Source organism: Trebonia sp. (assembly GCF_049794275.1).
Lineage (GTDB): Bacteria > Actinomycetota > Actinomycetes > Streptosporangiales > Streptosporangiaceae > Trebonia.
Genome location: NZ_JBARCR010000441.1, coordinates 1 through 7,427, shown reverse-complemented (window position 1 = coordinate 7,427; position 7,427 = coordinate 1). Strand labels below are relative to the sequence as shown.

The window sequence follows — 7,427 nt, the reverse complement described above, 5'->3', positions numbered from 1 at the left end:
GTTCGACGCGCCCATCAGCATCACCTACCGCCGGGCCGCTGTGCCGAAATGCTTAATTCGGTGCGAACCCGTGTTGAGCCGACCTTGCACATATCGTAGATTGTCTGCGATCGTTTGCAAGATCGTTCGAGAAATTGTTTTTTCGGCTGAACGTGTGCTGAATGCGTTACCCCGATCCGCGGGTTTACGTGGGGCAGGCAGGAACGACGCGTACGTTCGGGATAAAGGGCGCGGTTCCAGCCGGATGCATCCGCCTGGGCACGACTCGGCGGCGTCGCGAACCTCATCCTCGCATCCCGGCGGCACCTCCGCCGCGCGGACTCGGGCCAGCCCGTCGTCGCCGATGGCGAATACGCGGGGTTCGATCAGCTCGCACAGGCCTGAGCCGGTGCAGTAATCCTGGTCGATCCACACCCTCATGAGGAGCTGCCCTGGTGCGCGGGGACGAGGTCCTGCCACGCCTGGCTGGCGTCGATGATCTGCGAGGCGGCCGTGATCCGCGCGAAGTCGCAGCCCTCGCCGCGGCCGACCGGATCCCGTCCCGCCTCGAGCAGCCGGACCGAGTCGGCCAGCAGCCGCCGGAGCCTGATGATCGCGAGATCGGCGGGCACCAGGTGCTCCTTGGCGCGGTCGTACATCGGGCCGGACGACAGCTGGACCGCGGCGTCCTGGATCCGGTTGCCGCCACGGAAGCCGGCGAAACTCTGGCCGGCCGCCATCGCCTCGCGGTCCTGGCGCGGCAGCCGGATCCGGCGATTGTCCGGCTCGGGTCCCCAGACTGCCGGATCCGTCCCCGCACCCGCCCGCCGCGCTGCGCCGCTGCCCTTCGGCACCGGGAACACGCCAATGGATGAGCAGGTGTAGTCGTCGCGCGGGACGACGATCACCGCGCCAGGCGCCCCGCCGATGAATGCCGTGTAGGGCATGACGAACGCGGTGACCCGGACGAACTTCCGGTCCGGCTCGCCAGTCACGTCCCTGATCGCCGCGTAGTGGAAGCCGAACGGGGTGTTCTCGACCTCGATGCGCGGCGCGTTGTCGTCACTGGGCCAGACCCCTGGCCGCCGGGCCGGCGCGCCCTGGCCCTGGCCGCCTTGCCCGCCCCGGCCGGGCACCGGCATATCCAGGTCCCACGGTTCCCCGGCGAAGTCGAACGAGCCGACGCTGCGCGGGCCGGCCCCCATCGTGGCGAGCGTGTCCAGGTGCAAGACGCCCACGTGCGAGGAGTCGATCGAGCCCTCGAGCACCTGCATCCAGTTGCAGTCCATGATCATCTCGGTCACGAGGAGCTCGTCTGGGTCCGCGGTGGACCAGGCGAACGCGGGGAATGGCGGCTCGGTGCCCGGCGGCCCGAGATAGACCCAGGCGAGCCCGCCTGCCTCGCGTACCGGGTAGGCCCCGTGCTTGACCCGCTCCCTGAACGTGGGTGCGGCGAGGTTGGGGGTCTCCATGATGGTCCCGTCCACGGCGTACTTCCATCCGTGGTAGAGGCACCGGATGCCGCAGTCCTCGACCCGGCCGAGCGCGAGCGACGCGCCGCGGTGACTGCAGAGCTCGTCGAGGAAACCCAGCCGGCCGGCGGTGTCCCTGAAGGCGATGAAGTTCTCGCCGAGGATCGTCACGCGGACCGGCGGGCAGTCGGGCGTCGGCAGGTCGCCGAGCTGGAACGCCGGGGTCCAGTACCTGCGCAGCACCGTGCCCATCGGCGTCCCTGGGCCGACCCGGCACAGCACCTCGTTTTCTTCTGCCGTCAGCATGACGTCTCCTTCCGCGCGTCCTTCGGCACTTCCTTCCGCATGACGACGGGGGCGTAGGTGGCCACCTCAGCGTCGGCGACGAGCGGCAGGCCGAGCAGCATCAGCGGGTAGTCGCGGGCCGTCTCCGCCGGCCTCGCGGCCGCCACGGCGGTGTAGACGGCCGGGCTGACCCGCAGCGAGGTGACCGACGCGCCGCTTCGCCACGCCTCCCAGACCTGAGTGCACGCCTCGTCGACGACGACTGACAACCAGAGCATGAAACCAGCCATTCACCGTACGCGGCGGCTGTCAATGCCGGAGGCTCTCGGCAGGCCTTCGTTTAAACGAGGCGGCCGGCGGAAAGTGCCGATGGCACGGAGGCAGGAGGGACACGATGCAGAAGCACTCGCTGCAAGCGCTCGCGCGCGAACTGTCCGCGAAGGCGGCGGCCGACAAGGCCGGGCGGGCGGCGGAGACCGTGCTGGGCGGCCACGAGAAGGTGCTCAGGCAGACGGTCATCGCCATGGTCAAGGACGCGGAGCTCACCGAGCACGCGAACCCGGGCGAGGCGAGCGTGTACGTGCTGCGCGGCCGGGTCGCGCTCGTCTCGGGCGGCCAGTCCTGGGAGGGCAGGGACGGCGACCTGCTCATCGTTCCCGACGCGCCGCACGGGCTGCGGGCACTGCAAGACTCGGTCGTCTTGCTGACGGTCGCCAAGCTCTCCTGATCGCGGCCCCGATCGCGGCCCTGATCGCAGCCAAGCCTAGAACGTGGTGTCCCCACGCCATCCAATGCTTCCATTGCTTTCGATCATGTGTTTTAATAGGGCTGGCTGGCTAGCTTTCGAGGATCCGTAGTCACTAGGGGGATGCCATGCCTGCAGCGGCGGACGTCGGTCAGTCCGTCGTCGCGGCCATCCTCGGGCTCGGCGCGGCGGGCGTCGCCGGCGGCATCGTCGCCATGGCGCGGACCGTGCATCTCCAGCAGATCCAACTCGCCGAGCGCCTCGCCAGGCGCGACGCCACCGGACCCGCCGACATCGTGGAGCCGCCCCACGCCGCGAACGGGAACGGCGCGACCGCGCAGCAGGCGAACGGAACCACGAACGGGCACGCCAACGGGCATGCGATCGAGGGACCGGACAGCGTTATCACCGGCGAGCAGGTGCGCTACCGGGTCCGCCGTTCCGAAGGCCAGCGGGTAGTCGCGTGGGCGGCGGGCGGCGGCGCGGTGTCCCAGGCGGCCGACCCGGCGCATCCCGACGACCTGCTGCTGGTCGCGGCCCAGCCCGGGACTCTGATGGTCTCGGTGCGGCTGCGCGAGGGCATCGCGGAACGGCGCGAGACCAAGGCCGTCACCGCGGTGGCCAGCCCGGCGCTAGCCGTGCCCGCGGCCGCCTCGCCGCTTTTCCTCCAGGACTGGCCGCTGACCACGGTCGCGATCATGATCGTCGGGTTCACCGCGGCCCTCGTCGCCCTGGGCATCCTCGTCGTCGGCGACTTCATCGCGCTGGTGGCGCCGCTGGCCGCGCTGCTGGCCGTGGTGGCCGTGACCCGCAGGCACCCGGAACGGCCCGGCCACCCGCCGCCTCCGTTGTAAAAGCGTGCCCGAAGTCGCCTCCCCCTGGGCCGGCCGTTATGCCGTGGCGCGCGCCGAATTCGCCAAGATCAAGGCCGCGCTGAAGCAGATCGAGTCCGCCCCCGTGCACGCCGGGACCGCGCCTGTGCCACCGAACTGGTACTACAAGGGCTGGGGCATGAGCTGAGGTCGCGGCCGCGCTGAAGATGCTGCACAAGTCGCAGATTAATCAGGAAAATGCGGGTAGCACCGAGACATGAGCAGGATCAAGCGGTGGATGGATCGACGGAGGGTCGTCTGGTCAGAGCCAGCGCTGCCGAAGTACATCAAGATAAACCCGAACAGCCCTCCCGGCGCCGCCGAGGGCCTACAGCCCGGCGACATGTCGATGCTGAAAGTAGCCGAGGAGTTCCTGGAAGAACCGGAAGAGGGCCTGGCGTTATCTGGTCCTGGCGCGTCACCGGACGTCTAGGCCCGTGACCGCCCGTCAGATCAGCACGTCCGATCAGCAACCGTAACTCATTTGCCCGGCTTCACGGGCGTCGGCCATCATGGCGCGCATGGGGCATCTCGAGGTCGCGCACGTCGACTATTACCTGCCGGACGGGCGGCTGCTGCTCGCCGACGCCAGCTTCCGGGTGGGGCAGGGTGACGTCGTGGCGCTCGTGGGTCCGAACGGGGCGGGCAAGAGCACGCTGCTCAAGCTCGCCTCCGGTGAGCTGAAAGCGGATTCGGGAACGGTCACGACCAGCGGCGGGCTGGGCGTGATGCCGCAGTTCGTCGGGTCGGTGCGGGACGAGCGAACCGTCCGGGACCTGCTGGTGGCCGTGGCGCGGCCGTTGGTCCGGGCAGCGGCTCTGGCCGTGGACGCGGCCGAACTCGCCATCATGGAGCGCGACGACGAGGCAGCCCAGCTGGCCTACGCGCAGGCGCTGTCCGACTGGGGCGACGCCGGCGGGTACGCGGCTGAGACCATCTGGGACATGTGCACGATGGCTGCCCTCGGCGTGCCGTACGAGAAGGCGCAGTGGCGCCAGGTCCGTACCCTGTCCGGCGGTGAGCAGAAGCGCCTCGTCCTCGAGGCGCTGCTGCGCGGCCCCGACGAGGTGCTGCTTCTCGACGAGCCGGACAACTACCTGGACGTCCCCGGCAAGCTGTGGCTGGAGGGCCAGCTGCGCGATACGGCCAAGACCGTCCTGTTCGTCTCCCACGACCGGGAACTGCTCGCCCAGGCGGCGTCGGTGATCGTCAGCGTCGAGCCGGCTCCGGGCGGGTCGGACGTGTGGGTCCACGGCGGCGGCTGGCCCTCGTTCCACGAGGCGCGCGAGCACCGCTTCGAACGGTTCGAGGAACTGCGCCGCCGCTGGGACGAAAAGCACGCCCAGCTCAAGAAGCTCGTCGTCGACATGCGCCAGTACGCCGCCCGCAGCGATGCCATGGCCTCCCGCTACGCCGCCGCGCAGACCCGGCTGCGCATGTTCGAAGAGGCGGGGCCGCCGCCCGAGCCGCCCCGCAAACAGGACATCAAGATGCGGCTGCGTGGCGGCCGGACCGGCCTGCGAGCGATCACCTGCGCTGACCTGGAACTCACCGGGCTGATGAAACCGTTCGGCCTTGAGGTCTTCTACGGCGAGCGGGTAGCGGTGCTCGGCTCTAACGGCTCGGGCAAGTCGTATTTCCTGCGCCTGCTCGCGGGACAGGATGTCGCCCACACCGGCAGCTGGAAGCTCGGCGCGCGGGTCGTCCCCGGGTTCTTCGCCCAGACCCATGCTCACCCGGAGCTGGAGGGGCGGACGCTAGTGGGCATCCTGTGGGACCTCCACGCCCGCGACCGCGGCGCCGCGATGAGCGTGCTGCGCCGCTACGAGCTGGAGCGCCAGGGGGACCAGCGGTTCGGCAACCTCTCCGGCGGCCAGCAGGCCCGCTTCCAGATCCTGCTGCTGGAGCTCCAGGGCTCGACGGCCCTGCTCCTCGACGAGCCCACCGACAACCTGGACCTCGAATCCACCGAGGCCCTCCAAGACGGTCTGGAGTCCTACCAGGGCACCGTCCTCGCCGTCACCCACGATCGCTGGTTCGCCCGCACCTTCGACCGCTTCCTCGTCTTCGGCTCCGACGGCATCGTCCGCGAGGCCGCTGAGCCGGTCTGGGACGAGACCCGGGTCAAGCGCGCCCGCTAGCAGCCTGTGCCGTCTCCGCGTCACTGACCTGTCACCGTGGCTCAGGCCACGTCAACCTCGCCGACCCGGCCGTCCGACACCACGAATCGGCGTGTGACAGACACCGACTCCAGCATCCTGCGGTCGTGCGTTACCAGAAGGAACGTCCCGGGGTACCCGTCCAGCGCCGACTCCAGCTGCTCGATGGCGGGCAGGTCGAGGTGGTTGGTCGGCTCGTCGAGCACGAGCAGGTTGACCCCGCGCGCCTGCAGCAGGGCGAGCGCGGCCCGGGTCCGTTCCCCTGGCGACAGCGACGAGGCTGGACGCAGCACATGCTCCGCCTTGAGGCCGAACTTGGCCAGCAGCGTCCGGCTCTCCTCGGGGACCTGCCCAGGTACCTGCGCGGCGAACGCCTCGAGCAGCGGCACGGGACCGTCGAACAGCGACCGTGCCTGATCCACCTCACCCACCGAGATCCCGGACCCGAGTGACGCCGAACCGGAAGAGAGCGGCACCCGCCCGAGCAGCACGCCGATCAGCGTCGACTTCCCCGCTCCGTTCGGCCCGGTGATGGCGACCTTGTCCGCCCAGTTCACCTGCAGGTTCACGGGTCCGAGCGTGAAGCCGTCGAATGACACGACCGCGTCACGCAACGCTGCGGCGACCGTCCCCGAGCGCGGTGCCGCCGCGATCGTCATCCGCAGCTCCCACTCTTTGCGCGGCTCGTCCACGACCTCGAGCCGGTCCAGCATCCGCTCAGTGATCTTGATCTTGCTGGCCAGCTTCTCCGTGCGGTTGACCTGCGCGGAAAGCCGGTGCTTGTCCTTGTCGGGCGCCTTGGCCCGAGCCTGCCGCACGCCCTTGTCCGCCCAGCTGCTCTGCGTCCGCATCCGGTCGCCCAGGGCCGCCTTCTGGTCGGCGTACTTCTCGTAGGCATCCCGCGCGTGCTGCTGGGCGATCGCCCGCTCTTCCAGGTACGCGAGGTACCCGCCGCTGAACAGTTGCACCGACTGCTGCGCCTGGTCGAGTTCGAGCACCTGGTCCACCGTCCGTTCCAGGAAGGCCCGGTCGTGGCTGACGAGCACTGTCCCGGCCCGCAGCTTCACGACGAAGTCTTCCAGGGTGGCGAGCCCGTCGATGTCCAGGTCGTTCGTCGGCTCGTCGAGCAGGAAGATGTCGTACCGCGACAACAGCAGCGACGCGAGATTCGCCCGCGCGGCCTGCCCGCCGGACAGCGAGGTCATCGGCGCCTCCAGCCTTACGGCGAGCCCGAGCGAGGCAGCGACCTTCGCGGTCCGCTCCTCCAGGTCCGCCCCGCCTAGGTTCATCCACCGTTCGAACGCCGCCGCGTACGCATCGTCCGCCCCCGCTTCCCCGGCCTCGAGCGCGGCCGTCGCCGCGTCGAGTTCAGCGGCAGCGCCGACGACCCCGGTCCGCCGCTCGATGAACGCGAGCACGCTCTCGCCCGGCCGCCGCTCCGGCTCTTGCGGCAGGTACCCGACCGTCGCCGTCGGCGGGTTCAGCGACACGGACCCGGCATCGCGCGCGCCGTCGTCCAGCCCGGCGAGCATTCGCAGCAGCGTGGACTTCCCCGCCCCGTTGGCACCGACAAGCCCGATCACCTTGCCAGGCGACACCACGAGGTCGACCCCGGAGAAGATGACCCGGTCCCCGTGCCCAGCAGACAGCCCCTTGGCCGTTAGTACCGCATTCACCCGACCAAATCTAGGCCAACTTATCGGCATGCCCGGCAGGCCTGGTCGACCGCAGGTATCGGCACGGATTCAGCACGTCGTCGGGCGGCACGGCCGAAGGACCTGAGCTCGCGTGACGCAGCGAGCACGATCACGGACGCCGGGCTGCTGCTGCAACTGGACGACCCGGACCTGCCCGACGGGTGGCAGATGTTCCCCGACATGACGGTGCCCGAGTACCGGCGGTACGCCGCGCTGCG

At 69.8% G+C, this 7,427-nt stretch carries 9 protein-coding genes; 5 read left to right on the top strand and 4 right to left on the bottom strand.

Annotated elements, in window-relative coordinates:
• Positions 1 to 24: 24 nt before the first annotated feature.
• Genes WA805_RS12215 through WA805_RS12205 form a run of 3 tightly spaced genes read right to left on the bottom strand, consistent with a single transcriptional unit; the run spans position 25 to position 2,014 of the window.
• On the bottom strand, positions 25 to 420 hold the full coding sequence (locus WA805_RS12215; RefSeq protein ID WP_424559138.1) for a ferredoxin: 396 nt from the start codon (positions 418 to 420) through the stop codon (positions 25 to 27).
• Positions 417 to 1,757, bottom strand: coding sequence for a Rieske 2Fe-2S domain-containing protein (locus WA805_RS12210; protein WP_425242385.1), 1,341 nt, complete (start codon positions 1,755 to 1,757; stop codon positions 417 to 419). Before WA805_RS12210 ends, WA805_RS12215 begins: the two co-directional genes overlap by 4 nt.
• Positions 1,751 to 2,014, bottom strand: coding sequence for a hypothetical protein (locus WA805_RS12205; RefSeq protein ID WP_425242384.1), 264 nt, complete (start codon positions 2,012 to 2,014; stop codon positions 1,751 to 1,753). Before WA805_RS12205 ends, WA805_RS12210 begins: the two co-directional genes overlap by 7 nt.
• 116 nt (positions 2,015 to 2,130) lie before the next feature.
• Between WA805_RS12205 and WA805_RS12200 the strand changes: the two genes are divergently transcribed.
• From WA805_RS12200 to WA805_RS12180, 5 genes are all read left to right on the top strand, one after another.
• On the top strand, positions 2,131 to 2,463 hold the full coding sequence (locus WA805_RS12200; RefSeq protein WP_422274270.1) for a cupin domain-containing protein: 333 nt from the start codon (positions 2,131 to 2,133) through the stop codon (positions 2,461 to 2,463).
• Between the two features lie 146 nt (positions 2,464 to 2,609).
• Positions 2,610 to 3,335: a hypothetical protein gene (locus WA805_RS12195; RefSeq protein WP_422274272.1), complete on the top strand. Its 726-nt coding sequence runs from the start codon at positions 2,610 to 2,612 to the stop codon at positions 3,333 to 3,335.
• 4 nt (positions 3,336 to 3,339) lie between these two features.
• A complete protein-coding gene (locus WA805_RS12190; protein ID WP_422274274.1) occupies positions 3,340 to 3,501 on the top strand; it encodes a hypothetical protein in 162 nt (53 codons plus the stop codon).
• A 90-nt stretch (positions 3,502 to 3,591) separates the two neighbouring features.
• Positions 3,592 to 3,786: a hypothetical protein gene (locus WA805_RS12185; protein WP_422274276.1), complete on the top strand. Its 195-nt coding sequence runs from the start codon at positions 3,592 to 3,594 to the stop codon at positions 3,784 to 3,786.
• 88 nt (positions 3,787 to 3,874) lie between these two features.
• Positions 3,875 to 5,494: an ABC-F family ATP-binding cassette domain-containing protein gene (locus tag WA805_RS12180; RefSeq protein WP_425242383.1), complete on the top strand. Its 1,620-nt coding sequence runs from the start codon at positions 3,875 to 3,877 to the stop codon at positions 5,492 to 5,494.
• Between the two features lie 41 nt (positions 5,495 to 5,535).
• Here the strand turns inward: WA805_RS12180 and WA805_RS12175 are convergent, their stop codons facing one another.
• Positions 5,536 to 7,188, bottom strand: a complete 1,653-nt coding sequence (locus WA805_RS12175) for an ABC-F family ATP-binding cassette domain-containing protein (RefSeq protein WP_425242382.1) — start codon at positions 7,186 to 7,188, stop codon at positions 5,536 to 5,538.
• Between the last annotated feature and the right edge of the window lie 239 nt (positions 7,189 to 7,427).